This window comes from Cupriavidus sp. NPDC089707 (assembly GCF_044748965.1).
GTDB lineage: Bacteria > Pseudomonadota > Gammaproteobacteria > Burkholderiales > Burkholderiaceae > Cupriavidus.
The window spans coordinates 180,390-202,827 of record NZ_JBIVHB010000006.1; the positions used below are offsets into that span (position 1 = coordinate 180,390).

Annotated in this window: 24 protein-coding genes; 9 read left to right on the plus strand and 15 right to left on the minus strand. The window is 69.1% G+C overall.

What is annotated here, in order from left to right; all coding sequences use genetic code 11:
- Positions 1-18 precede the first annotated feature (18 nt).
- Positions 19-444, minus strand: a complete 426-nt coding sequence (locus tag ACIP1U_RS12560) for a hemerythrin domain-containing protein (protein WP_400315095.1) — start codon at positions 442-444, stop codon at positions 19-21.
- Between the two features lie 342 nt (positions 445-786).
- Between ACIP1U_RS12560 and ACIP1U_RS12565 the strand changes: the two genes are divergently transcribed.
- The 4 genes from ACIP1U_RS12565 to ACIP1U_RS12580 all read left to right on the plus strand — a co-directional run bounded on the left by ACIP1U_RS12565 (position 787) and on the right by ACIP1U_RS12580 (position 4,138).
- On the plus strand, positions 787-2,775 hold the full coding sequence (locus ACIP1U_RS12565) for a type IV pili methyl-accepting chemotaxis transducer N-terminal domain-containing protein (RefSeq protein WP_400315097.1): 1,989 nt from the start codon (positions 787-789) through the stop codon (positions 2,773-2,775).
- Positions 2,772-3,428 (plus strand): response regulator transcription factor, encoded by a 657-nt coding sequence (locus tag ACIP1U_RS12570; RefSeq protein WP_063237447.1) that lies wholly within the window; start codon positions 2,772-2,774, stop codon positions 3,426-3,428. Before ACIP1U_RS12565 ends, ACIP1U_RS12570 begins: the two co-directional genes overlap by 4 nt.
- 229 nt (positions 3,429-3,657) lie before the next feature.
- Positions 3,658-3,816 carry a DUF3309 family protein gene (locus tag ACIP1U_RS12575; protein ID WP_400315100.1) on the plus strand — a complete coding sequence of 53 codons (159 nt, stop codon included), beginning with the start codon at positions 3,658-3,660 and terminating at the stop codon, positions 3,814-3,816.
- Between the two features lie 133 nt (positions 3,817-3,949).
- Positions 3,950-4,138: a DUF3008 family protein gene (locus ACIP1U_RS12580; protein ID WP_400315102.1), complete on the plus strand. Its 189-nt coding sequence runs from the start codon at positions 3,950-3,952 to the stop codon at positions 4,136-4,138.
- Positions 4,139-4,201: 63 nt separating this feature from the next.
- On the opposite strand, the gene ACIP1U_RS12585 is transcribed toward ACIP1U_RS12580, so the two are convergent.
- From ACIP1U_RS12585 to ACIP1U_RS12595, 3 genes are all read right to left on the minus strand, one after another.
- The gene (locus ACIP1U_RS12585; RefSeq protein ID WP_400315105.1) at positions 4,202-4,879 is read right to left on the minus strand and encodes a ParB-like protein; all 678 of its coding nucleotides are present in this window, start codon (positions 4,877-4,879) and stop codon (positions 4,202-4,204) included.
- Complete coding sequence (locus tag ACIP1U_RS12590) at positions 4,863-5,336, minus strand: hypothetical protein (protein ID WP_400315108.1); 474 nt, start codon at positions 5,334-5,336, stop codon at positions 4,863-4,865. Before ACIP1U_RS12590 ends, ACIP1U_RS12585 begins: the two co-directional genes overlap by 17 nt.
- Before the next feature lie 191 nt (positions 5,337-5,527).
- Positions 5,528-6,385 carry an SDR family oxidoreductase gene (locus ACIP1U_RS12595; RefSeq protein WP_400315110.1) on the minus strand — a complete coding sequence of 286 codons (858 nt, stop codon included), beginning with the start codon at positions 6,383-6,385 and terminating at the stop codon, positions 5,528-5,530.
- A 320-nt stretch (positions 6,386-6,705) separates the two neighbouring features.
- On the opposite strand from ACIP1U_RS12595, the gene ACIP1U_RS12600 reads away from it, so the two are divergent.
- Together ACIP1U_RS12600 and ACIP1U_RS12605 are read left to right on the plus strand one after the other, a co-directional pair.
- Positions 6,706-7,824: a BON domain-containing protein gene (locus ACIP1U_RS12600; protein ID WP_400315112.1), complete on the plus strand. Its 1,119-nt coding sequence runs from the start codon at positions 6,706-6,708 to the stop codon at positions 7,822-7,824.
- Positions 7,825-7,872: 48 nt separating this feature from the next.
- On the plus strand, positions 7,873-8,508 hold the full coding sequence (locus tag ACIP1U_RS12605) for a ParB-like protein (RefSeq protein WP_400315114.1): 636 nt from the start codon (positions 7,873-7,875) through the stop codon (positions 8,506-8,508).
- A gap of 70 nt (positions 8,509-8,578) precedes the next feature.
- Here ACIP1U_RS12605 and ACIP1U_RS12610 read toward each other — a convergent pair whose 3' ends face one another.
- The 4 genes from ACIP1U_RS12610 to ACIP1U_RS12625 all read right to left on the minus strand — a co-directional run bounded on the left by ACIP1U_RS12610 (position 8,579) and on the right by ACIP1U_RS12625 (position 12,398).
- Positions 8,579-9,637 (minus strand): DNA topoisomerase IB, encoded by a 1,059-nt coding sequence (locus ACIP1U_RS12610; RefSeq protein WP_400315115.1) that lies wholly within the window; start codon positions 9,635-9,637, stop codon positions 8,579-8,581.
- A gap of 35 nt (positions 9,638-9,672) precedes the next feature.
- The gene (locus tag ACIP1U_RS12615; protein ID WP_400315117.1) at positions 9,673-10,554 is read right to left on the minus strand and encodes an alpha/beta hydrolase family protein; all 882 of its coding nucleotides are present in this window, start codon (positions 10,552-10,554) and stop codon (positions 9,673-9,675) included.
- A complete protein-coding gene (locus ACIP1U_RS12620; protein ID WP_400315119.1) occupies positions 10,541-11,722 on the minus strand; it encodes a DUF3182 family protein in 1,182 nt (393 codons plus the stop codon). Before ACIP1U_RS12620 ends, ACIP1U_RS12615 begins: the two co-directional genes overlap by 14 nt.
- Positions 11,723-11,825: 103 nt before the next feature.
- Positions 11,826-12,398 (minus strand): low affinity iron permease family protein, encoded by a 573-nt coding sequence (locus ACIP1U_RS12625; RefSeq protein ID WP_400315120.1) that lies wholly within the window; start codon positions 12,396-12,398, stop codon positions 11,826-11,828.
- 224 nt (positions 12,399-12,622) lie between these two features.
- On the opposite strand from ACIP1U_RS12625, the gene ACIP1U_RS12630 reads away from it, so the two are divergent.
- On the plus strand, positions 12,623-12,961 hold the full coding sequence (locus tag ACIP1U_RS12630; protein ID WP_400315123.1) for a BON domain-containing protein: 339 nt from the start codon (positions 12,623-12,625) through the stop codon (positions 12,959-12,961).
- A gap of 303 nt (positions 12,962-13,264) precedes the next feature.
- On the opposite strand, the gene ACIP1U_RS12635 is transcribed toward ACIP1U_RS12630, so the two are convergent.
- Genes ACIP1U_RS12635 through ACIP1U_RS12645 form a run of 3 tightly spaced genes read right to left on the minus strand, consistent with a single transcriptional unit; the run spans position 13,265 to position 14,736 of the window.
- Positions 13,265-13,723: a PRC-barrel domain-containing protein gene (locus tag ACIP1U_RS12635; RefSeq protein WP_400315125.1), complete on the minus strand. Its 459-nt coding sequence runs from the start codon at positions 13,721-13,723 to the stop codon at positions 13,265-13,267.
- A 46-nt stretch (positions 13,724-13,769) separates the two neighbouring features.
- Positions 13,770-14,375: a hypothetical protein gene (locus ACIP1U_RS12640; RefSeq protein ID WP_400315127.1), complete on the minus strand. Its 606-nt coding sequence runs from the start codon at positions 14,373-14,375 to the stop codon at positions 13,770-13,772.
- 43 nt (positions 14,376-14,418) lie between these two features.
- A complete protein-coding gene (locus ACIP1U_RS12645; protein WP_400315129.1) occupies positions 14,419-14,736 on the minus strand; it encodes a hypothetical protein in 318 nt (105 codons plus the stop codon).
- Between ACIP1U_RS12645 and ACIP1U_RS12650 the strand changes: the two genes are divergently transcribed.
- Complete coding sequence (locus ACIP1U_RS12650) at positions 14,735-15,103, plus strand: hypothetical protein (protein WP_400315132.1); 369 nt, start codon at positions 14,735-14,737, stop codon at positions 15,101-15,103. The two genes, ACIP1U_RS12645 and ACIP1U_RS12650, sit on opposite strands and share 2 nt — an antisense overlap.
- 215 nt (positions 15,104-15,318) lie before the next feature.
- On the opposite strand, the gene ACIP1U_RS12655 is transcribed toward ACIP1U_RS12650, so the two are convergent.
- Positions 15,319-16,161, minus strand: a complete 843-nt coding sequence (locus tag ACIP1U_RS12655; protein ID WP_400315135.1) for a sensor histidine kinase — start codon at positions 16,159-16,161, stop codon at positions 15,319-15,321.
- Between the two features lie 102 nt (positions 16,162-16,263).
- The gene (locus ACIP1U_RS12660; RefSeq protein WP_133096000.1) at positions 16,264-17,664 is read right to left on the minus strand and encodes a sigma-54 dependent transcriptional regulator; all 1,401 of its coding nucleotides are present in this window, start codon (positions 17,662-17,664) and stop codon (positions 16,264-16,266) included.
- Between the two features lie 363 nt (positions 17,665-18,027).
- Here ACIP1U_RS12660 and ACIP1U_RS12665 point away from each other — a divergent pair, with 363 nt between their 5' ends.
- Positions 18,028-19,080, plus strand: a complete 1,053-nt coding sequence (locus ACIP1U_RS12665) for a sigma-54 interaction domain-containing protein (protein ID WP_400315138.1) — start codon at positions 18,028-18,030, stop codon at positions 19,078-19,080.
- Here the strand turns inward: ACIP1U_RS12665 and ACIP1U_RS12670 are convergent.
- Positions 19,065-21,011 (minus strand): ATP-binding protein, encoded by a 1,947-nt coding sequence (locus ACIP1U_RS12670; RefSeq protein ID WP_400315141.1) that lies wholly within the window; start codon positions 21,009-21,011, stop codon positions 19,065-19,067. The two genes, ACIP1U_RS12665 and ACIP1U_RS12670, sit on opposite strands and share 16 nt — an antisense overlap.
- A gap of 231 nt (positions 21,012-21,242) precedes the next feature.
- Positions 21,243-22,250, minus strand: coding sequence for an SDR family oxidoreductase (locus ACIP1U_RS12675; protein ID WP_400315144.1), 1,008 nt, complete (start codon positions 22,248-22,250; stop codon positions 21,243-21,245).
- Positions 22,251-22,438: the final 188 nt, after the last annotated feature.

Consider the following 22,438-nt stretch of genomic DNA (forward strand, 5'->3'; position numbering starts at 1 on the left):
TGCGTTGCCTCGCCAGCGCTATGCGATGCCATGCAGCACGGCATCAAGATCCGGCAAGTGCGTGCGGCACATCGGGAACAGCACGTTTTCTTCCTTGATGTTGTGCTGCTGCAGCAACACCATCAGCGTGTCGGTCTCGGCCGCGAGCGCATTGCCGTCGCGCAGGGACAGCCATTCACGCACGTTGTCCATCAGTGCGCGCACTTCGTCGTGTTCGTGGCGCATGACGGCGGTCGGGCCGCCGGCCATGCCGGTGGCCTGCTCGAAGGCGGGGAACAGCCGCGCCTCTTCCGCGCCGAAGTTGCCGTCGAGCGCGGCCTCCAGCCCAGCGAACGCCGCGGCGGCCTGTGCCCAGTCAGCTTCGCGCAGCGCGCCTTCCAGGCGTGCCAGCGCGGTGTCGCAACGGCGGTGCTGCTGCACCAGGGTGTCGATGCCATCAGACATGGCGTGGATTCTCCAAACCGGTATTGAGCGGATGCTAGGGCGCTGCCCGGCGTGGGGATTTGATCGGGGATAAGTCGGGCGCCAATAGCCCGTGCAAGGGGACCGGTGCGTCGACATATCACAACGTGATATGTCAATAGCGTCGTATTCCTCACCAACTCGCTTGACGCCTGGGCGAGCAATGCGGTTCCGCGCGCACATGCAAGAAGCTGGCCGACCTTGCGTTTTCTTGATCTGGCGCAGGTAGTGCGGCGCCTGCCACGCGGAGAATTGCCTTCGAGACGCGCGCGAGGCTGACAGCAAGCCAGCGTTCCCCTGACAGGTAGCCCCCGATACCGAACCATGCCTTACACCGATCCTGCGGCCGATCCCCCGGCCGAAGCGCAGGCCGCCACCCCGCTGCGCCATCGCCTTTCCACGCGCATCATCTCGCTGTCACTGGCCGTGCTGCTGGTGGTGCTCGGCATGATTTCCGGCACGCTGTGGCTGTCGTGGAAGCTCGAAGGCGCGGGCGCCGCCATCAATGACGCCGGCAGCCTGCGCATGCGCGCCAACCGGGTCGCGATCGAGCTGACGCTGGCGCACGCGCAGCGCGGCAACGCGCTGGCGATGCAGGTACAGGCGCTGGACGGCACGCTGGCGCAATTGCGCCGCGGCAACCCGTCGCGCCCGCTGTTCCTGCCCGACGAACCCGCCATCCACGCCCAACTCGCGCGCGTGACGCAGGACTGGCACACCCAGCTGCGCCCGATCGCCATGGCCGGCGCCGACCGCACCGCGCCGGCGCGCTATATCGCGGCGCTGCCGGGCTTCGTGGCGCAGGCCGACGCGCTGGTCGGCATGATCGAGCACGACAGCGCGCGCAAGACCGACCTGCTGCGCCTGTCGCAGACGGCGCTGGCGCTGATGGCCTGCGTGGGCACCGTGGCCGTGATCTACCTGCTCTACCTGTGGATCATCCTGCCGGTGCTGCGGCTGCAGGACGGCCTGCGGCGCATGGCCGCGCGCGAGTTCTCGCTGCGCCTGCCGGTGGAGACCCGCGACGAATTCGGCACCCTCAACGAAGGCTTCAACCGCATGGCCGGCGAACTGCAGGGCCTGTACCGCGACCTGGAGGCGCGCGTGGCGCAGAAGACCGCCGAGCTGGAACGCCAGAACCGCGACCTGGAGACCCTGTACGACATGGCGGCGTTCCTGAACCAGGCCAGCGACGTCGATACCATGACGCGTGGCTTCCTGGCGCGCGTGATGCGCCAGTTCGACGCCGAGGGCGGCAGCGTGCGCGTGCTCGACCCGCGCCACGGCCGCATGCACCTGCTGGCCAGCGCGGGCCTGCCCGCGGCGCTGGCCGAGGCCGCGTCGTGTGCCGCCGCCGATGCCTGCCACTGTGGCAACGCGACGCGCGAGGCCGTGATTACCATCACCGACCTGCGCGGCATGCAAGGCGCCGCGGCCATGCAGGACGGCACGCCGTGCGCGCGCAACGGCTTCCAGGCGCTGGCGGCCTTCCGCATCGAAAGCCAGCGCGGCGCCACCGGCGTGTTCGCGCTGCATTTCCGCGCCCCGCGCGCGCTGCCCGCCTCCGACCGGCAACTGCTCGAAACGCTGGGCCAGCACCTGGGCACGGCGCTGGAACACTTGCGGCTGTCGGCGACGGCGCGCCAGCTGGCGGTGGTGGAAGAACGCAATCTGGTGGCGCAGGGCCTGCACGACAGCATCGCGCAGGGTCTGAACTACCTGAACCTGCAGGTGCAGCTGCTCGACGACGCCGTGGCGCGCGACGACCTGGCCGAGACCCGCGAGATCGTGCCAATGCTGCGCCATGGCGTGGAAGAGAGCTACCAGGACGTGCGCGAGCTGCTCAACAATTTCCGCTCGCGCCTGGGCAGCGGCGAACTGCGCCCGGCAGTGGAGGACACCGTGACGCGCTTCCGCCGGCAGTGCCGCACCGAAGCCACGCTCACCATCGACGAGCATGCCGACGGCAACGGCGCAGGCGGCCGACCGCTGTCGCCGGAACAACAGCTGCAGGTGCTCTTCATCCTGCAGGAAGCACTCTCCAATGTGCGCAAGCACGCGCTGGCCGCGCACGTGACGGTGGCGCTCAGCCATGGCCGCGACTTCCGCCTGGTGGTGGAAGACGACGGCGAAGGCTTCGATCCCGCCGAACTCGCCACGCGCGCCGACGCGCATATCGGCCTGAGCATCATGCGCGAGCGCGCCGCGCGCCTGGGCGCGCAGCTGCACGTGCAGGCGGCCCCGGGCCGCGGCGTGCGCATCGAGCTGGTGCTGCCGCGCCCCGCCCCACAGACTACCGAGACCCAGCCATGACTATCCGCATCCTGCTGATCGACGACCATACCTTGTTCCGCTCCGGCATTCGCGCGCTGCTGCAGCGCCAGACCGATTTCGAGATCGTCGACGAAGCCGCCGATGGCGTGGAGGGCATCAAGCGCGCCAAGCAGCATCGCCCCGACGTGATCCTGCTGGATCTCAATATGCCCGGCCTGTCGGGGCTGGAGGCGCTGCAGCTGCTGGTGGAAGACCTGCCGCAGACCGCGGTGATCGTGCTGACCGTGTCCGAGGAAGCCGAAGAACTGGCCGCCGCGCTGCGCAGCGGTGCGCGCGGCTACCTGATCAAGAACATCGAGACCGAGGCGCTGATCGCCGGCATCCGCCGCGCCGCCGCGGGCGAGCCGGTGATCTCCGACAGCATGACGGCCAAGCTGGTGGCGCAGTTCCGCACGCCGGCGCCCGCCGCCGCGCCGCGCCACGACGACGCGCCGCGCCTGACCGCGCGCGAGCGCGAAATCGTGCAGGGGCTGGCGCGCGGCGAAAGCAACAAGGAAATCGCACGCGATCTCGGCGTGGCCGAAAGCACGGTGAAGATCCACGTGCAGAACATCCTGAAGAAGCTCAACCTCGCCAGCCGCGTGCAGGTGGCGGTCTACGCGGTCGAGCACGGCCTGACGGAGGCGGGCTGAAGGCCCAGCCACAACTAGAGCCATGTGCTGCGCGGGCCGTTGTGCAACGCGCCAGATGCGCTCGTCGGCGCACGGCGTCGTCCGATTCCTACACCGATATCAGCCCCTGCCCGGAGGGATGCGGCCGGGCCTTGACCTAGGCTGAACCTTGAGCAGTGGCCTTTCAGATGCGCGGGCCGCTTCGGTACGGAAGCCCTGGCTTCCCCGATCCACGAACAAGGAGCACGCCATGGGAATCGGCACTATCCTTCTGATCATTCTTGTCCTGCTGCTGGTCAGTGCCCTGCCGGCCTGGCCGTACAGTTCCGGCTGGGGCTACTGGCCAAGCGGCGGCCTGGGCCTGATCGTCCTGATCGTGCTGCTGCTCGTGCTTCTCGGCCGGATATAGCGTTCCGGCCATCCAGCGGGCGACAGCGGCAGACAGGCCCCGGCATGCATGGCATCGCTGCGGCGTTGCCATGCATGCCGGGGCCGCTGCCGCATCGTCCGGTTTGCTGCCACCCTATCCCAAGGAGACTGATATGCCAGCCAAATCGAAGGCGCAACAGCAGGCCGCGGGAGCGGCGCTCTCCGCCAAGCGCGGGGATAAGAAGGCCAGTTCGCTGAAGGGCCCTTCGCGTTCGATGTACAAGTCGATGAGCGAAAGCGAACTCGACAAGATGGCATCGACCAAGACCAAGAAACTGCCGAAGCACAAATCAGAGCGCTGAGCGGAGCGCTGACGCGCTCCCGCATCCCGTCGTTCCCGCTGGCGCGGGAGCGACGCGTCCGTTTCAGCCCTTCCCTTCCTTGTTGTTCGCAGGCCCACCACAATATCCCGGCAGCCGCCTGGCCTTGCTGCTGCGCGCCAGCTTGATCGATTCGGCCAGCGCCAGCCCAAAGCCCGCGATGCTGTCGAGATCCTGCAGCACCCGATCGCGCAGGAAGCCGGCCCAGCAGAAGTCCCCATAAGCACTGCCCGGCTTGCGGTAAGCGCCAGCCGCGCACGCAAATGCCGCCAGGCTGCGGTACGGATCGTCGCGCATGCCCATCACGGTGGGCGGCAACGCCCTGTGGCCCTGGAGCTTGCCGTGCTCGTCGTACGGATGGACGTGGCCGAGCTGGCGCATGCGCTTCCAGAACGCGGACGGACTCAGGGCGCTCAGGTCGCGCAGGATGCGCACCGGTCCCCACTGGTATCCCAGCTCCAGCCAGGCGCGCGCCCAGTGATGGCGATCGACGATATAGAGGCTGCCGCCGGGGCCGGCCACGGTCTTGATGCGATGCCTGCGCATGAAGCGCCGCAGCGCCGCGAGGTCATTGAGGTCCGCGTGGCGTTGCGTGACTTCCTTCTTGTGCCTGACATGCGCATAGCCCAGCGTGAGTTGCGTGGGACGCAGCCGTACGAGTTCGGCAATGGCATTGCCGCTCCGGGGGCTGGCGCGGTCGCGCCGTTCAGTCGTGTTCGGCACGCTTCTGGTTGACGAAATGCTCCAGCTCGCTGCCCGGGTCCTCGTTGCCGGTGGACTGCTCGGCCACCGATTCCCGTGCCAGCGGCCGCGGCCAGTATTCACCCTCGCCGTCCTGCACGGGCTCGCCGTGCGCGTTCGGGTCGAAGTCGGTCCACTGGCCGCATTCCCAGCAGCCCTGCGCGCGCTCCAGATGGCTCGCGCCGGCTTCGCGCAGCACGTCGACCGCAACCGACGACAGGCCATTGCCGACGCAAGCGGCCAGCATCACGTTGCAGGCGCTCTCGTCGGCTTGTGTTTGAGCTTCGGTGCCGGCCCTCTCCCCGGGCTGCGCCTCGCCTGACGGCCGTACCGACATGATGGAAACGTCCCATACCGAGAATCCTCGGGCGAACAAGGTCCGCGCCGCGTCTTCGGCGCTGGGGATAGAGTCGAAGCGACCCGCTACGATCGGTGACATGGTGGCTCCTGGGATACGTGAATGGATGCGATGAATGGATGCGGTACTTCTCCGGCCGCTCGCAAGAGCCACGCCCGCGCCCGATCTGCACGGTGGCGGTCGCGGCGGCGCGCGGCATGTGCAATTTTTGCAAGCGCGGCGCCCTAACTACACGCGCGGCATGCGCGGCGTGCGCGAACAGCGGCACCGGCTCAGCCGTTGACGACCTCGCCGCCGTTGATGTGCAGGATCTGCCCCGTGATATAGCTCGCCGCATCCGAGGCCAGGAACACGAAGCCCGCCGCCACTTCGAACGGCTGCCCCGGCCGGCCCATCGGCGTCTTCTTGCCGAACTCGGCGACTTCCTCGGCAGTAAAGGTGGACGGGATCAGAGGCGTCCAGATCGGGCCCGGCGCAACACCGTTGACGCGAATGCCGCGTTCGACCACCTGCAGCGCGAGCGAACGCGTGAATGACACGATCGCGCCCTTGGTCGCCGAGTAGTCGAGCAGATGCTTGCTGCCGCGATACGCGGTCACCGACGTGGTGTTCAGGATCGACGCGCCCGCCTTCATATGCGGCAGTACCGCCCGCGTCAGGTGGAACATGGCAAAGACATTGGTGCGGAAGGTGGCCTCGACCTGGCTTTCTTCGACGTCTTCCAGGGATTTCTCGGGATGCTGCTCGGCGGCGTTGTTGACCAGGATATCGAGCTTGCCGTATTGCTGCAGCGTCTGGCGGGCAACCCCTTCGGCATGGCTGCAGTCGCCAAGATCGCCTGCGACCGCAAGGCATTTGCGCCCGGAGGCTTCGACCAGTTCGACGGTTTTGCGGGCGTCGGCATGCTCGTCGAGGTAGGCGATGGCAACGTCGGCGCCTTCGCGCGCGAAGGCCACCGCGATGGCGCGGCCGATGCCGCTGTCGCCGCCGGTGATCAGCGCCACGCGCCCTTGCAGGCGGCCGCTGCCGACGTAGTCGTCCGCGCCGCTATCCGGCTGCGGCCGCATGGGTGCTTCCAGCCCGGGTTGGCGATCCTGGTGCTGGGGTGGGACGCTCTTCGGTGTGGACATGGCTGACTCCTGTCTGTGGAGGGGCGCTGGGCCCATGCGCGTGCCGCGCAAGTTCCATGCCGCTGGGATGGCACTTCTGCATGCTACCCCGCGGCGCGCCGCGCCACCTGCGGTGACGTCGCAGCCGCCCGTAACCGTTACATCGCCCGGCAATCCTTACAGCGCCGCAGCGCGCGCAGCAGCGTGCCAGCGCGGTAGCGAAGGGGCACGGATTTTGCGGCTTTCCCCTGCGGAAACCACCGCACTTCAACGGCCCGGCGCCGCAACCGGCGTTTGCGCAGGCAACGGCCCAGCCGGACCACTCAGCCAGGAGGCAAGCGATGTTCAACTTCCGCAACGACCGCGGCAGCCGCGGGGGCAATCAGGGCCAGCGCCGCGAGGGCAGCCAGGGCCAGCAAGCGGGCCGGCGCGACGAGAGACGGGGCAGCGGCTCGGAAGACTGGGGCCAGGAATGGGGCGAAGACTGGCGCGGTGATGAGCGCGCAGGGGATGAGCGCGCAGAGGCGCGCGCGGGCCGCGGCGAGTGGCGCGGTGAAGGCCGAGGCCGCTCCGGCACCGGCTCGTACGGCAACGAACGTGGCGATGAACGCCGCGGCGGCGAATCCACGCGCCACGGCGGTCCGTGGTACCAGCAGGACACGCCCGCCGGCCAGGGCCGCGGCAGCTGGGGCCAGCCGGGCTATGGCGCTTCGGATGCCGGCGGCACCGGCCATCCTTACAGCAGCGGCTACGGCGGCTACCGTCCGTCCGCGCAAGACAGCGGCTATCGCAGCCAGGAGCGGGAATCGGGCTATGGCTATCGCGACGAAGACCGCTTCGGGCCGCGCGGCCGTGGCGGCGAGCGAGATGACCGGGGCGGCGGTGGCGAACGTGGCGGCCGCGCCATGCACTGGCGCGAAGGCCTGGAGCGCGACCGCAGCCAGCGCGGCGGCGAGCCGAGCTATGGCAGCGGCTACTACGGCGATTCCGCCAGCGGCGGCCAGTCGTTCAGCGGGGGGCAACGGGTCTATCCGGACGATCCCGGCTATCGCCGCAGCCGGGCCTTCGGCCAGCAGGCGACCGCGCATGCCGGCCGGCGCATGACCGGGCCCAAGGGCTACCGCCGCTCGGACGAGCGCGTGCGCGAGGATGTCTGCGAGCGCCTCGCCATGAACCCCTACATCGATGTCGGCGAAGTCAGCGTGGAAGTGGCCAACGGCGTGGTCACGCTGGACGGTACCGTGCGCGAGCGCCGCGAGAAGTATGTGATCGAGGAAATCGCTGACGCGGTGTTCGGCGTGACCGAGGTCGACAACCGCCTGCGCGTGGAACGCGGGCAAGGTAGCCAGGGCGGCCGAGGCTCGGCCTGGGCCGCGGGTTCGGAAGTCGGTGGCGAAGACACCGCCGGCAGCGCGGCGGATACCGGCACGTCGCCGGAGCGCACGCTGAACAAGAGCTGAAGCACCAGACATCCGGCGCGGCGCGAGCAAGCGCCGCGCCGCGCCGACGTGCCACGCCATCCCCGCAAATTTTGTCCCGGCAGCAAGCTGATGGTGCCCCTGGACGCGCTGCACCCGACCCAGATCACTGTCGGCGGCTACCACGTGGCGCAAAAGGTCCACGTGACGCGCCGCGTGCCGCCCGAGTACCGCGCTGCGTTCCTGGACCGGCACCGCGTCCACCTTGTGGTCGGGCCGGACCTGGGCCTTTACGTGGTCGACCACCACCACTGGGTGCGCGCCTGGCACGACCTCGGCCTGACCCACGTGCCCGGCATTGTCCGCACCGATGTCAGCGATCTCGACGTGCCGGCGTTCTGGCGCTACATGGTTGCCAACCACCTGGTCCACCCGTATGACGAGCACGGCCGCCGCCGGCCGCTGACCGAGCTGCCCGAAGCCATCCACGACATGCGCGACGATCCCTACCGCAGCCTGGAGGCCTTCGTGCAGCTCGCCGGCGGCTACCGCAAGGTCAAGACCGCCTACCCGGATTTCCGCTGGGCCGACTACTTCCGCCGCAACGTGCCGGGTCCGTTCGACACGGCGCATCACTTCGCCGCCGCGCTGGCGCGCGCGTTCCGCCTGGCGCATGCCGAAGGCGCGCGCGCGCTGCCCGGTTATCTCGGCACGCTGCGGTGCTGAAGGCCGGTGCCGGATGGCCGCTCACTGAATCGTCGCCTGCCCGAATGGGTGGCTGCGAATGGGTGGCCGCTCAGCCTTCGCGCTGCACCGCGGCCAGCAGCCGCAGCAAGCGGGCTTCGTCAGCGCGCAGCCGGGTCACCGAAGGCGCTCGCCCGCCGGATTCGAGCAGACCGCACAGGTAGGCCTCGATGACGCCGGGATGCACGTAGCACTTGCGGCAAACCGCCATGGTGTTGCGCAGTTGGCGCGCCACCTCGCGAATTGCGTCGGCCACGGCCTTCTTGCGTGCGGTTTCGCTGGCTGCCGGCGGCAGCTTGCGCAGGATTGCCAGCGCATGCACGCTGCCGGCCCAGGTGCGGAAATCCTTGGCGGTGAATTCGCCGCCCGTCGCCTCCTTCAGGTAGGCGTTCACGTCGGCCGAGCCGATTTCCCGGATTTCGCCGTCATTGTCGCGGTACTTGAACAGACGCTGGCCCGGCAGGTCTGCGCAGTTGCGCACGACGCGCGCCAGGCGCGGGTCGTTGACCGAGACGTCATGGGTAATGCCGCTCTTGCCGGTGAACTGGAAGCGCAGCCGGCTGCCGCGCACGGTCACGTGCCGGCGCCGCAGCGTGGTCAGGCCGTAGGTGCGGTTCTGCAGCGCATACCGCGGCGAGCCCACGCGCACCAGCGTGGCATCGAGCAACACCACCACTGCCGCCACGACCTTTTCACGCGGCATGCCGTTGCGGCCAAGATCCCGCGCGGCACAGGCGCGCAGCCGCGGCAACATCGCGCCGAAGGCGGGCAGGCGCGCGTACTTGTCCGAATCGCGCAATGCCGCCCATTCGGGGTGGTAGACGTACTGCTTGCGCCCGCGCGCGTCGCGCCCCGTGGCCTGCAGGTGGCCGTGCGCATCCGGGCAGATCCACACCGACTCGTACGCCGGCGGGATGGCCAGCGCGGCGATGCGCGCCAGCGTGGCTTCGTCGCGCACGCGCTGGCCATCGGGGTTGATGTAGCTGAAGCCGCCGCCCTGGCGGCGCCGCGTGATACCGGGGCTGCCGTCGTCGACGTAGCACAGGCCAGCATCGCGCAGCACGGCGTCAAGCGCCGCGGCGGGCTCGGTGGCGGGCAGGGTGCTGTCCATGCCGGCGGTGTGCGGGCAACTGGCGCCACGCGGCGCTATTCGGCGCCGGCCGGCGGAACACTGGCGGAACCGGAAGCCGGCGGCGGCACCGCCCCGCCCATGGCGACGTCCTTGTCGTCGGGCTCCGGTGCCGTGGGCCGCGGCTTCGGCTGCAAGGCACGGTCGGCGCTGACCGGACCGGCGCGCGCCACGGTGATCATCTCGCGCAGCCAGTTGACCAGCAGGCTGCTGTAGGCGCGCTGGCTTTCCTCGTCGGTCAGTCCATGGTCGGCGCCCTTGATCACGCGGTAGGTCATCGAGTTGGCATGCACGCATGCGTCGACATAGCTCATCACCGCGGCGTGCGGGACCACCTGGTCATGCTCGGACTCGATCACCAGCACGTCGCCGCCGAATTCCGCGCAGGCGCGCACGGCGCGGTTGTCTTCGGGCGGGACCACGCTGCGCCGGTACGCTACCAGGTCCTGTTCGCGATGCAGCTGGCGCTTGGGCAGCTCCCAGCCGGAATCCATGTACAGCGCGGGCGCGCGAAAGCCCATCCAGCGCACCGGGCGCATCACGCTCAGCAGAGCCGCCAGGTAGCCGCCGTAGCTGCTGCCTACCACCGCGATGGCGTTGCGATCGACTTCCGGCTGCCGCACCAGCGTGTCGTACGCGGCGACCACGTCGGCCAGGTTGCGCATGCGGGTGACGGTCTCGTACTGCGACTTGGTGCCGGCGTGGCCGGTCAGGTCGAAGGTCAGGCAGACGCAGCCCAGCCCCGCGACCTTGCGCGCGCGCGCAAGGTATTGCTGCTGGCTGCCGCCCCAGCCGTGCACGAACAGCACGCCGGGCAAGCGGGTCTCGGGACTGATCAGGGTGCCGGCAATCGTGCCGCCCTCGCTTTGAATCTGCAGCAGTTCTTCATGGGTTGCCATGGGAATCGGGCTCCAGCCTTGCGTACTTGGTGAGGGGACCGACGTGGCGGTCCTCTCCCTGGAAATAGATCACGGCGCCGTCGGGCACCCGCACGTTGGCGCCGTACACCTCGCGCGTGGACGCTACCACCTGAGCGCGGCCTGGGTCGCGCTGCAGCGCCGCCAGTGCCGCCAGCTCGGCACCGGTAGCGCCGCCTACGCGCCACGACTGCTCGAGCACGCCGCCAAGCACCTGTTCGCGGTCGGCGCCGGGGCCCGCAGCCGGGCCGAAGGCCACGTCGTAGTTGCAGCGCGTCAGCACCATGCCGCCATAGCAGGCCAGCGCGGCATCGTGATACACCATCGCCGCGCGCACCGCGGCCAGCGTGCGCGCGTCGAACGGCTGCTGCAGCAGCGTATCGAAGCCGCCGCGCACCACCGTCAGCGTCGAGCCGCCGTAGACCTGCTGGCCACGGTTGTTCTGCGTGAGCCCCTGCGTGCCGCAATAGCTGGCGCGCAGTCCGGCAAGTTCCACCTGGCCGACGCTATAGGTCTGCGGCGCGTCCAGGTCGCGCTCCACCACGATGCCGTGGGCCGCCACCACCGCATCGGGCATGGCGGCAAGCGCTTCGTCCAGCGCGCGCTCGCTGTCTACCACGCATTGGCCCAGCCCGCCGATACCGCATGGCTCTTTCAGCCGCACCGGGCCCAGTGCCAGCAGGCGCTTGCCGGCGGTGCGCGCATCGGCGAGGGTGAATGCAGTGAAGCCCGGCAGCGTCGCGCCCACCACGCGCTGCACGAAGGCCTCGCTCCATCCTTCGGGAGCCGCCGCGCCGGGCTCGACCAGCCCATGCGTGATCGCCTTGGTGGCGACAAACGCGTACGGCACCACGCCGCCGAACAGGTCAGCCTCCCCGTGTACGCCGAGGCGCTCGGCAAAGTCCTGCCCCACCAGCGTCTGTGCGGGCACCAGGTAGGGCCGCGGCTGGCCCGGCGCGGCTTCATCGTAGGCGCCGGCATAGCCGATCCCCGCGATCTCGGCCACCTTGCGCGCGATATTGGCCATGGTGGTGCCAAGGTGGCTGTCCGGCTGCCCGAGCGACTCGCAGCCATACACCATGACCGCGCGGGACGCAACGGCCTCCGGTCCCATCTGCTTGCGCTGGCTTGCCTTGTTCGGATCGGACACGGGTGACTCCTTGCTCGATGACCTGGTTGGCGCGACAAGTTGACGGCTACCGCGGCATGCGGCATGCGTGCCGCCGCCCGGTGGTGATCCCCAATGGTGCTGCCTAGGGACTCGCGGCGGCGGTGGCACGCGCATCGGCGCCGCTGCCACCGTCTTCGGGCTGGCGCTGGCGCGAGGCGCGGGCGTGTTGCTTGGCCGCGTGGTTTTCGCGCGCCTCGTCCAGCGAATGGCTCATCTTGACGCCGTCTTCCTTGTCGGCCAGCTCGGCCAGGTGGCGGTAGAAGGTCACCAGCTGCCGCAGTTCTTCCTCGTCGAGGTCTTCGATCGAGACCAGCATGTTGCTGGCTTCGCGGTGCGAGGCCAGCAGCTCGTTGAGCTTGAGGTGGACCGCGACGGCATCCTTGTTCTGGCTCTGCTGGATCAGGAACACCATCAGGAAGGTGACGATGGTGGTGCCGGTGTTGATCACCAGCTGCCAGGTCTCGGAGAACCCGAACATGGGTCCGGTAATGGCCCAGGCGGCCACCACGCCGACCGCGAGCACGAATGCAGTGGGAGAGCCGGCATGGCGTGTGGCAGCACCCGCGAAGCTGTCAAACGCGTGCAGTACGCTGGCATGCTTGCCAGACGCTGGCAGATGCTTAGCGCCCGGCAGGATTGGGCTGGACTTGCTCATCGTTGCGCTCCTCGATTGCGCTTGCCCGTTCGCGCTGTGCGCCGGCGCGGGGTATGCTGATTTCATTGTATGGAGGGCATGGGGCCGATGAGCAGCGGGCGCAGTCCTACAACGCGCGCAGCACTTGCGTGGCAAACCGCGGCGCACGGCTTGCGTTTCTGCGGCGCGCGGCGCGCGGGAATGCTTCTTGCGCCGGATATGTTTTTTTCTGTCGAGGAGCCGAGATGAACCAGAATGCCCCTTCCCCATCCGCCGACGACGACGAAGCCCTGCGCGTAGCGGTGCGTGCCGAGATTGCCGCGGCATTCGACGGGCGCTTTCCCGACGGCGTGACGCTCGAAGTCGCGGATCGCCGGGTCACCGTGCGGGGCTGCGTTGAGGATGTCGACACCGCGCAGCGCATCGAGAAAGCAGCGGCCGTCAGCGCGGGCGTGCTCGGCGTACACAACGCGCTGTCGCTGCGGCGCGAATCGCCACCGGAGGCACCGGCGCAGCCCGAAGACAGCGGCATGCAAGCCGACCCATCGCAGCGTCCGTACGGACAGATCAACCACAAGGTCTGACTCCCGGAAAGACAGGGGCGCCGGATCGAATCCGGCGCCTCAGATTGCTGACAAAGGGAGAATTCCAGGTGGTTTGCCCCCCTCTCCCGCTTGCGGGAGAGGGGCCGGGGGAGAGGGCAGGCGCACGGCAAGCACCGTGGCGCCTCACTTCGTGGCAACTCCTGCCCTCTCCCCCGCCCCTCTCCCATAAATGGGAGAGGGGAGACAACATTCGCAATCTTTGACTTTGTCAGCAGCCTGAGGCGCCGGATTAAATCCGGCGCCTCCGCTCATCGGTCACTGGCACCGCGCTCTCTCCGCGGGTCAGCCCCACGGATCGTAGCGGTCCGCCTCCCAGTACGGGGAAATGCCGTAGTACTGGTGAATGCTGGTGGCCCACTGCGAATCGGCCATGCTCGGCCAGTGGTCCTTGTCAAACCCGGGCGCGGCCTTGAGCCGGTCTTTCTCGACGCCGAGCACGAAGCACTTGCGGCGCGTGTCCAGCGTCAGCGCGGACCACGGCAAGGCAAACAGCTTCTCGCCGATGCCGAGGAAGCCGCCCATGGCCAGCACCGCATACGCGACGCGGCCGCCAAGAACATCGATCATGATGTGGTCGATGGTTCCGATGTCGTCGCCCGCCGGGTCGACCACCTTGTTGCCCTCGAGCGTATCGGCGGCCATCACGAACGGGCCTGGGCCCGGGGAATTGCGGTCGATGCCGCCGACGATCGATGCGCCGCGCGGCTGTTCGCCAGGGGATTCAGGTTGGACTGGGGTCATGGACACCTCCGTTTCGGGTTGGCTGCAACAAGTCGCTGCAAAAAAGTCATTCCGTGCGGGCCCAGCTGCCCTGAGCCTGGCGGCGCGCGTCTGCCGGCACCGGCGGTACCAGCGGATCGAAGTCCACCCAGCGGCCATCGACCCATTGCCCGTCGGCACGCTCCACGTCCTTGGCGCCTTCCTGGCGCAGCAGGTCCGCGACCGCGGCGGTATTGCCGCTGGGAACGTGCGCGGCCAGCAGCACGCCGGCGTTGCGCACGGGCGGCTGGCCGGTCACCGGATTGCGGCGGCCATCACGCGCCAGCGCCAGAGCGCCGGCGAGCGAGCCGAGGTAAGCGCCCAGGCCTACGGCAAACACCAGCACCAGGATCGACACGGGCGGTACGGCGGACAGCGCCGACACCAGCATCGCGCCTACGGCAGCGCCGGCCGCGGCGCCGATCACAACGCCGGCGATGGCCCCGGCGCCAGACTTGCGCGCGCCGGCATCGGCCGCATGGTCTCCGCCCACCGCGTAGGCGGCGTGCTGCCCGGGTGGATTGACGTAGAAGAGGCTGAGGTCCTGCTCAGCGAAACCGCGTGCCTTGAGGCGGCTGGCGACGGATTCGGCGGTACTGAAGCTGTCGAAACGACCTGCGACGATGACGGTCATGCTGGCTCCGTTTCTTGTTGATCGGAATCGCCCATGGACCACGCTAGCGGCCGCGCACACTGCCCTTGCGCTGGCCCGCCGGCTTGGCTCCCACGGGCTGCTGCTCGCTGCCGCGCTTGAGCTTCCAGTCGACGTCGTCGCGCGCGGTCTGCGTCCTCTTTTCGGCATGCATGGCGGCGCTCGGCGAGATCGGGTCGCTGGCCGGGAAGGTCATCTCCAGCGAGTCGTCGACCGCAGCCTGGTAGGTCCTGGCCTCCTTGCCGCGCAGGGGCTTGTCCGTGCCCATGCCGGCCCTGGCCCCGCCGGAGCGCGACGCGGTGCCGGCCTTGCCGGGCTTGTCGGAGGCGGAGCCGGCGCGCATGGCCTGCGGCTTGTCAGCCTTGGCGGCGGCCTTGGCTGCAGGACGGGCCGCGGTCTTTGTGGCAGGCTTCGCAGCAGGCCTGGCGGCGGACTTCGCTGCCGGCTTGGCCGCTGGCTTTGCTGCTGGCTTTGCTGCTGGCTTTGCTGCTGGCTTGCTCATGGACGCGGTCTTGGTCGCGGTCTTGGCTGCGGTTTTTGCAGCAGGTTTTGCAGCAGGCTTCGCGGCCGGTCTGGTGGCCGATCGCGCACCAGGCTTGGCCGAGGATCTTGCGGTGGATGCCGAGGATTTCGCGCCGGACGGCTTGTGGGCAACCTGCGCGGCCTTGTCGGACTTGCGGCTGGCTTTAGGCATGGTTGTTCCCTCCTAGTGTGAGTGACTTACCCATGCAAAGCCCGGGCCAGACACGCCGGACCGGTGCGCCGCGCGCTACCGGCGCGCCAGGCGCCACGCCGGCCGCGCTACCGGCGCGCCAGGCGCCACGCCGGCCGCGCCACCGGCGCCCAGCCAATGCGCGTCGCGCCGGACATGCCGGTAAAAACTACATCGTCAAGCAAAGGATAGAGGCGCGCGCAACGCGCGATGTCACGCCGCACGTGGCTGGCGCGGGAACCTGACGGCAATGCAGACGCTGATCTTGTCCGCTTCGCAGCCGTCGCTTTCGGCGCTGAGGAGAGCGCCATGCATCTCGACCATGCGCCGCGTGAGCAGCAGCGCGGTGCTCTGCCGCGCCGGCGTGGCACCGTCGGCCGCGGCGCGGCGGCCGAAGAAATCGGTCAGCGCCGCCAGCCGGCTGGCGCTGCGCTGCTGGTCCAGCGGGGGGCTCTCGGTGATGCGCAGCTTCACGTGGGCGGGCTCGCCGAACAGCTGCATGGCCACCGCCCCCCCCGCCGGCGCGCGCCAGATGCAATGCACCAGCAAGTGCCGCAGCAACGGGGCGAGGCGGGTCGCGTCGCCGTCGATACCATACGCGCCATCTCCCGCGCCGTCAGTGGTGACAGGGGCCAGCAGCACCCCTCGCGCCTCGGCGGCCGGGCGGCGGTCGGCAATGGCCTGCGCGGCCGCGTCGAGCAGGTCGACGTGCTCCCAGCGCGGCGCGCGCTCGTCGGCCAGCAGGCGCACCGACTCCTCCATTTCCTCGATCAGCGCCAGCTGCTGCTGGGTGCCGGCGCGAATCCCGTCGAGCGCGCGCTGCGCCGGGGCCGGCGCCGTATCAAAGGCGCGGTCCAGCACGTAGGCCCAGCTCTGGATGGCATTGAGCGATGAACGCAGGTCATGGGCCGACTGCTCGATCAGCGTGCTGACTTCCTGCACCGCGCGCACCGCGGCCGCGGAGTCCTCCCCCCGGGAGTCTGCGCCGGCGGCCACATCCGTGGAATGATCGTCAGAAACGTCCGGCTGGTTGGACGGCGGCTGCAGTAGCGTCATGATCGGATTGTCGGGTCGGCCAGGTTGGCTGCTTGGCGTGGAAGCAAGAAACGTGCTGCGCGCAGCGCCGGCGGCGCCAGTCCGCGTGCCGTCCCAGGGCACTCAACCGGTCGCGGACGATCCTGTGTCATTGCGCGAGGCGCGCAGCCACTCGGGCAGCTCCCCGCGGGCGGCATAATCTTCCAGCCGGTTGTACAAAGTCTTCAGGCTGATGCCGAGGATTTCGGCGGCGTGCTTCTTGACGCCGGCGCACTGCTCCAGCGTGGCGAAAATCAGCTGGCGGTCAGCGTCGGCCAGCGACATGCCCACCGGCACCGATACCACCGCCGCGCCGGGGGCCTGCGTGGCCGCCACCTGCAGCGGCACCTGCACCTCGGTGATGAGGTCCTCGTCGGCCATGATGAAGGCACGCTGCACGAAATTGCGCAGCTCGCGCACATTGCCCGGCCAGGCATGCAGACGCAGGCTGTCGAGCACGTTGGGGGCGAAGCGCCGCTGCGTGCCTTGCTCGCCATTGAGCTGGTCCAGCATCAGGTTGGCGATCTGGATCACGTCGTCGCCGCGCGCGCGCAGCGGCGGCAGCTCCACCGGGAACACATTCAGGCGGTGGAACAGGTCGGCGCGCAGCTTGCCGTCGGCCACGGCCTCTTCGGGGTTGCGGTTGGTGGCGGCCAGCACGCGCACGTCTGCATGGCATTCGCGGTTGGTGCCCACGCGCATGAAGGTGCCGGTCTCCAGCACGCGCAGCAGCTTGACCTGCAACTCGGCCGGCATCTCGGTGATTTCGTCGAGGAACAGCGTGCCGCCGTCCGCGCGCTCGAAATAGCCCTTGTGCTGGCGGTCGGCGCCGGTAAAGCTGCCACGCTCGTGGCCGAACATCTCGCTTTCGATCAGCGTAGGCGAGATCGCGCCGCAGTTGACCGCGAGGAAGGGCTGGCGGCGCCGCGACGACAGCTCATGCACGGTCTGTGCCGCCAGCTCCTTGCCGGTGCCGCTCTCGCCGATCAGCAGCACCGTGGCCTCGGTGGGCGCCACGCGCGCGAGCTGGTCATAGACCGTCTGCATCACTTCCGAACTGCCCATCAGGCGGCCAAAGCGACCGTAGCGGCGCAATTCGCCGCGCAGCGAATGGATTTCGGCGCGCAACTCGCCGGTGGTGGCCAGGCGCTTGAGCACGGTCTGCAGCCGCGCCACGTTGATCGGCTTGACCAGGTAGTCGGTCGCGCCGGCGCGCAGTGCCTCGACCGCGCTTTCGACGCTGGCGTAACCGGTGGTCAGGATCACTTCGACGCCGGAGGCGCCGACCTCGTCGAACAGCTCCATGCCGTTGCCATCGGGCAGGCGCAGATCGGCGACGATCGCGTCAGGCATGTGCCAGCCGAATTGCAGCCGGGCTTCACGCAGGCTGCCGGCGGTGGCGGAAGTGAAGCCTTCCATGGCCACGATCTCCGCCAGCGCGGCACATGCGTTCTCGTCGTCATCGACAATCAGGATGTGGGGCATACGATCCGTCAGTGAGACTTAATGGAAACTTCTGCGGAACCAGCAAAAGCCTGCGCGATTTCCCACCCGGCACCAGGTACCGAAGCCGCCGCCGCGCGCATGCGAAGCGCGGCAAGGCAGGCATTCCGGGCAGTTCAGGGCAGGGGCGGCACGGTTCCGACTGCGTACTGCCAGTCCACTGCGTAATACAAGCGTAATGCAAGTCTAAGCGGGGCCTGGTGTCGTGATTGCCGGTGTCTGTCTGACACAGCTGTCGGAACTTTCCGCGCAGGACCGCGCGGCTATGGCAAGGCCCTGTGGCAAAGGCTAGCATAGGAACTTCCCACCCTCACACGACAAGCTCGCCAGGCCCTGCCTTCGATCGTGCCCGTGACCACCACGCCTGCGCGGCGCAGCGCCGCCGTCCCCGCCCCCACCCGCCCGGCCACTCTCTCCCCTGCGGCCGGGGAAGGCGCGCCGCGCCGTGCCGTGCCCTCGCAGGTCTCGCTGCTGTGGGAAAGCGCCGCGCCGGCCATGCAGCGCCTGATGGCCCAGGTGGAGCGGGTGGCGCCGACCGATGTCACCATGCTGGCGGTGGGGGAAAGCGGCTCGGGCAAGGAAGTGGTGGCGCGCGCGGTGCATGAGCGCAGCGCGCGGCGCAACGGCCCCTTCATCGCCGTCAACTGCGGCGCGATCCAGCCGACGCTGATCGAGTCGGAGCTGTTCGGGCACGAGAAAGGCGGTTTTACCGGCGCGATCGAGCAGAAGGCGGGGTACTTCGAGCAGGCACAGGGCGGCACCCTGTTCCTGGACGAAGTCACCGAAATGCCACTCGACATGCAGATCAAATTGTTGCGGGTTCTGGAAAGCCGCACCTTCCACCGCGTCGGCGGCGATACGCCGATCGTCACCGACGTGCGCATCCTGGCCGCGACCAACCGCGACCCGGTGGAGGCCGTGCGCACCGGCCAGTTGCGCGAAGACCTGCTGTACCGGCTGGCCGTGTTTCCGCTGCATATCCCGCCGCTGCGCGAACGCCCGGACGATATCGTGCCGCTGGCGCGGCACTTCCTCGCCGAATACAACGCGATGGAGCACAGCGACAAGGCCTTCTCGGCCGCTTCACTCGAGCGGCTGGTGCGCTATGACTGGCCGGGCAACGTGCGCGAACTGAAAAACGCGGTCTACCGTGCCTTTATCCTGGCCGACAAGGTGGTCGAGATCGGCAATCCCAACCTGGCCACGCAGCCGCCGCGGCCCACCACCGTGGACGGCGTGGTCAACGTGCGCGTGGGCACCACGCTGGCCGATACCCAGCGCGAGATCATCATGGCCACGCTGGCGCGCTTCGACGGCGACAAGCGCCAGGCGGCGCGCGCCCTGGGCATCAGCCTGAAGACGCTGTACAACCGGCTGGACGCTTACCGGTCGCTCTGAGACGGCGGCGCGCCTGCGTCCGGATCAGCCAGCGCGCGCGACAGCGTGTCGATCCCCAGCGGCTTGATCAGGTGCGCATGAAAGCCGGCCAGCTTGCTGCGCCGATGGTCCTCGGGGGTGCCGCGCCCGGTCAGCGCCAGGAAGCGCACCTCCGCGCCGCAGGTCTGGCGCAACGCCTGCAGGACTTCATAGCCCGACATGTCGGGCATCTCCAGGTCTAGCAGTACACAGTCCGGGTGAAAGCTCCCGGCCAGCGCCAGCGCCTCATGTCCGCCATGGGCCGCGCGCGCATCGTGGCCGAGCATGGCGAGCAGTTCGGCCATGCTGTCGGCGGAATCCGCATTGTCGTCGACCACCAGCACGCGCCGCCGCGGCAGCGCTCCTGGCGCTGGTGCGGCCGCTACGTGGCGAGGCGCGCCGGCACGCGGCAGGATCACGGTGAAGGTGCTGCCCTTGCCCGGCCCGGCGCTCTCGGCCTGGATCGCGCCGCCATGCGCTTCGACCACGGCCTTGGCCAGCGCCAGCCCGATGCCGAGCCCGCTGCGGCTGCCAACCTCGGTTTCCTGCGAGAACAGGTTGAAGATCCGGTCCAGCGCCGCCGCCGGCAGGCCACGGCCGGTGTCGGAGATGGTCGTCACCACGCGCGCCGGCTCCACGTGGACCCGCACGCTGACGGTGCCGCCGCGAGGGGTGTACTTGGTGGCGTTGCTGAGCAGGTTGAGCAGCACCTGTCCCAGCCGGTTGACATCGGCGCGAACGTGCGGCGAGTCGGCGGGCAGGTCCACCACCAGTTGCTGGCCGGCGGCATCGAGGACCGGCCGGATCGCCTCCAGGCTGTTGCCGACCACGTCGTTGTAGGAGGTCGGCATCAACTCCATCTTCATCTTGCCCGCGGTAACGCGGCCCACATCCAGCAGGTCATTGACCAGCCGCTCGAGCTGGCGCAACTGTCGGTCGATGATCGCGGCGCAATGGCGGATACGGGCATCTGCGTCCGGCGTCAGCGCGATCACCTCGACCGCATTGCGCACCGGTGCCAGCGGGTTGCGCAGTTCGTGCCCAAGGATGGCAAGGAAGGACTGCAGCCGCCGGTTGCCGGTTTCCAGCAGTTCCAGGCGCAGCGCGTCGCTGATGTCGCGCGCGCTCCAGAGCAGCCCGACCGGGCAGCCCGCGGCATCGCGCACCAGCGCCATGCGGGTCTGGCAGCGCACGATCGCGCCATCCTGGCGTGCCAGGCGCTCGTCGCCTGCCCACTGGCCGCAGGCGCGCGCCGCTTCGAGCGCCGTGCGGTCGCGCCCGGCCGCGGCATCCGGCCCGGTGTACAGCAGCGCCAGCGGCTTGCCGATCGCGTCAGCCGCCTCGTATCCGGTCACGGCCTGCGCGCCGACGTTCCAGCTGCGGATGGTGCCATCCAGATCCAGTTCGCAGACCGCGGTGCCGGGCAAATTGTCGGCCAGCAGCTGCAGGCGCGACTCGGCCAGACGCGCGTGCTCGGACGCGGCTTCCTGCACGGTGATATCGCGGCAAGCCACCACGAAGCCCCCGGCGCCCGCATGCATGACACAGGCGGCCTGCAACTGGCTGCCGTCCCGGCGCACGCGCCAGCCCCGGTCGCGCGCGCTGCCGGCCCGCTCCGCGGCCTGCTGCCACTGCAGCGGCAGCCCGGCGGCGACATCATCGGCACGGTGCAGGCAAGAGAAATGGCGGCCGGCAATATCTTCGGCGCGGTAGCCGAAGACACGCCGCGCAGCGTCGGGCCATGCCACGATCAGGCCCTCGGCATCCGTTTCGAACACCGCCACGTCCTCGACCGCGTCCAGCAGGCGCCGGTACTGCTCAACGAGCGGCTGGCCGGCTTGCCCGGGCAGGACGCCTCCCGCCTCTGCCAGATGTGGCGCGCGGGCACTTCTTGCCGCTTGCAGCTCCGACATGGACAAACCCTATGTGGTAGTGGAGGAACCTGGCAGGCCGTTCGCTACGGCGGATGCGGGCGCCCGGCATGCCACCCATGGCCGGCATGCGCTACGCATACGGCACGGCTAAATGCCCGCCAGCCGGCGGGCATCCAGATCCATGATAGGTGTTCGTGGCACCGACCGCGACCGCAGTGCATGCCACGCGGCGCGCTGCTTGCCCGTACGGCCGTGACGGGCCGGAGGAGGCTAGCGTCCCCTTCGCATCTGCACCACCGCCGCCAGCACGGCGGAGGCGCCGACGACCAGCGCGGTGGCCAGCACCGGATGCCGAGCCGTGGTCGTATAGGGGCAGGATTGCAGGGCGGTGCGCGTGCCGCTGCGCTCCTGCAGCCCGCTGCCGCTGCCGTACAGGGTGTTGTCCTCGAGCGGGCCCGCGGGATGGCGCGTCTGCTGGGCACGGCCCATGAAGCGGCGCATGAAGCGGTCGAAGGTATGCGGCGTGTAGTACGCCGCGGCGGAAAATGCCTTGGCCGCACCGCCAACGAAGAGATCGCGGCGCGGGTTCTCGGCGGCGAACAGGATCGCGTCGGCGGCCAGCGCCGGATCGTACAGCGGCGGCGGCAGGCGCGGCTCGACGTCGAGGAAGTTCTTGGCATGCATGGCCAACGGCGTTTCCAGGCCGGCGGGCTTGATCAGCGTGACGCTGACCGGCGCCTGTTCCTGTTCCAGCTCCAGCCGCAGCGAATCGGTAAAGCCCTTGATCGCATGCTGCGAGGCCACATACGCGCTTTGAAGCGGCAGCGGCCCGTCAGAGGCTTCGCTGCCCATGTTGATGATGGCGCCACCGCATTCGCGCAGGTGCGCGGCCGCGGCGAGCGAGCCATGGACGGTGCCCCAGTAGTTGGTGTCGAACAGCCGCCGCTGGTCTTCCAGCGGCACGTCGCCATGGCGGCCGAAGATCGTCACGCCGGCATTGTTGATCCATGTGTCGAAGCTGCCGAAACGCTCGATCGCGGCATGCGCGACCTTGGCGACGTCTTCATGCCGCCCCACATCGGCAGTGACAGTGATGACTTCGGCGCCCTGCTCGCGCAGCTCTTCGGCCAGCTTGTGCAACGAATCTTCGCTGCGCGCCGCCAGCACCAGCCGCGCACCCCGCGCGGCGGCCTTGCGCGCGGTGACCAGGCCCACGCCGCTGGTGGCGCCGGTCAGCACGATCACCTGCGAACCGATTTTCTTCAGGGTTGGTTTCATCTGCCGCTTCCTCCTCGGGATGGTCCCGGCAGGGCACCGGGCGTGGCAATGGTTCAGCGCCAACAGAGCATCGCAAATACATGCATCGCAAATTGCGTTCCCATGCGCGCCGGCCTGCGGGCGCGCATGGGTGGCAGAGGACGCGCGGCAGAATTACAACGTCCGGTAAGAACCACATGCCGGCCTGC

What these genes read in the sequence shown, in the direction of transcription:
- ACIP1U_RS12560 (WP_400315095.1), bottom strand. Translation starts at nt 444, where the DNA reads ATGTCTGATGGCATCGACACCCTGGTGCAGCAGCACCGCCGTTGCGAC.
- ACIP1U_RS12565 (WP_400315097.1), top strand. Translation starts at nt 787, where the DNA reads ATGCCTTACACCGATCCTGCGGCCGATCCCCCGGCCGAAGCGCAGGCC.
- ACIP1U_RS12570 (WP_063237447.1), top strand. Translation starts at nt 2,772, where the DNA reads ATGACTATCCGCATCCTGCTGATCGACGACCATACCTTGTTCCGCTCC.
- ACIP1U_RS12575 (WP_400315100.1), top strand. Translation starts at nt 3,658, where the DNA reads ATGGGAATCGGCACTATCCTTCTGATCATTCTTGTCCTGCTGCTGGTC.
- ACIP1U_RS12580 (WP_400315102.1), top strand. Translation starts at nt 3,950, where the DNA reads ATGCCAGCCAAATCGAAGGCGCAACAGCAGGCCGCGGGAGCGGCGCTC.
- ACIP1U_RS12590 (WP_400315108.1), bottom strand. Translation starts at nt 5,336, where the DNA reads ATGTCACCGATCGTAGCGGGTCGCTTCGACTCTATCCCCAGCGCCGAA.
- ACIP1U_RS12595 (WP_400315110.1), bottom strand. Translation starts at nt 6,385, where the DNA reads ATGTCCACACCGAAGAGCGTCCCACCCCAGCACCAGGATCGCCAACCC.
- ACIP1U_RS12600 (WP_400315112.1), top strand. Translation starts at nt 6,706, where the DNA reads ATGTTCAACTTCCGCAACGACCGCGGCAGCCGCGGGGGCAATCAGGGC.
- ACIP1U_RS12610 (WP_400315115.1), bottom strand. Translation starts at nt 9,637, where the DNA reads ATGGACAGCACCCTGCCCGCCACCGAGCCCGCCGCGGCGCTTGACGCC.
- ACIP1U_RS12615 (WP_400315117.1), bottom strand. Translation starts at nt 10,554, where the DNA reads ATGGCAACCCATGAAGAACTGCTGCAGATTCAAAGCGAGGGCGGCACG.
- ACIP1U_RS12625 (WP_400315120.1), bottom strand. Translation starts at nt 12,398, where the DNA reads ATGAGCAAGTCCAGCCCAATCCTGCCGGGCGCTAAGCATCTGCCAGCG.
- ACIP1U_RS12630 (WP_400315123.1), top strand. Translation starts at nt 12,623, where the DNA reads ATGAACCAGAATGCCCCTTCCCCATCCGCCGACGACGACGAAGCCCTG.
- ACIP1U_RS12635 (WP_400315125.1), bottom strand. Translation starts at nt 13,723, where the DNA reads ATGACCCCAGTCCAACCTGAATCCCCTGGCGAACAGCCGCGCGGCGCA.
- ACIP1U_RS12640 (WP_400315127.1), bottom strand. Translation starts at nt 14,375, where the DNA reads ATGACCGTCATCGTCGCAGGTCGTTTCGACAGCTTCAGTACCGCCGAA.
- ACIP1U_RS12650 (WP_400315132.1), top strand. Translation starts at nt 14,735, where the DNA reads ATGGCCTGCGGCTTGTCAGCCTTGGCGGCGGCCTTGGCTGCAGGACGG.
- ACIP1U_RS12645 (WP_400315129.1), bottom strand. Translation starts at nt 14,736, where the DNA reads ATGCGCGCCGGCTCCGCCTCCGACAAGCCCGGCAAGGCCGGCACCGCG.
- ACIP1U_RS12655 (WP_400315135.1), bottom strand. Translation starts at nt 16,161, where the DNA reads ATGACGCTACTGCAGCCGCCGTCCAACCAGCCGGACGTTTCTGACGAT.
- ACIP1U_RS12660 (WP_133096000.1), bottom strand. Translation starts at nt 17,664, where the DNA reads ATGCCCCACATCCTGATTGTCGATGACGACGAGAACGCATGTGCCGCG.
- ACIP1U_RS12670 (WP_400315141.1), bottom strand. Translation starts at nt 21,011, where the DNA reads ATGTCGGAGCTGCAAGCGGCAAGAAGTGCCCGCGCGCCACATCTGGCA.
- ACIP1U_RS12675 (WP_400315144.1), bottom strand. Translation starts at nt 22,250, where the DNA reads ATGAAACCAACCCTGAAGAAAATCGGTTCGCAGGTGATCGTGCTGACC.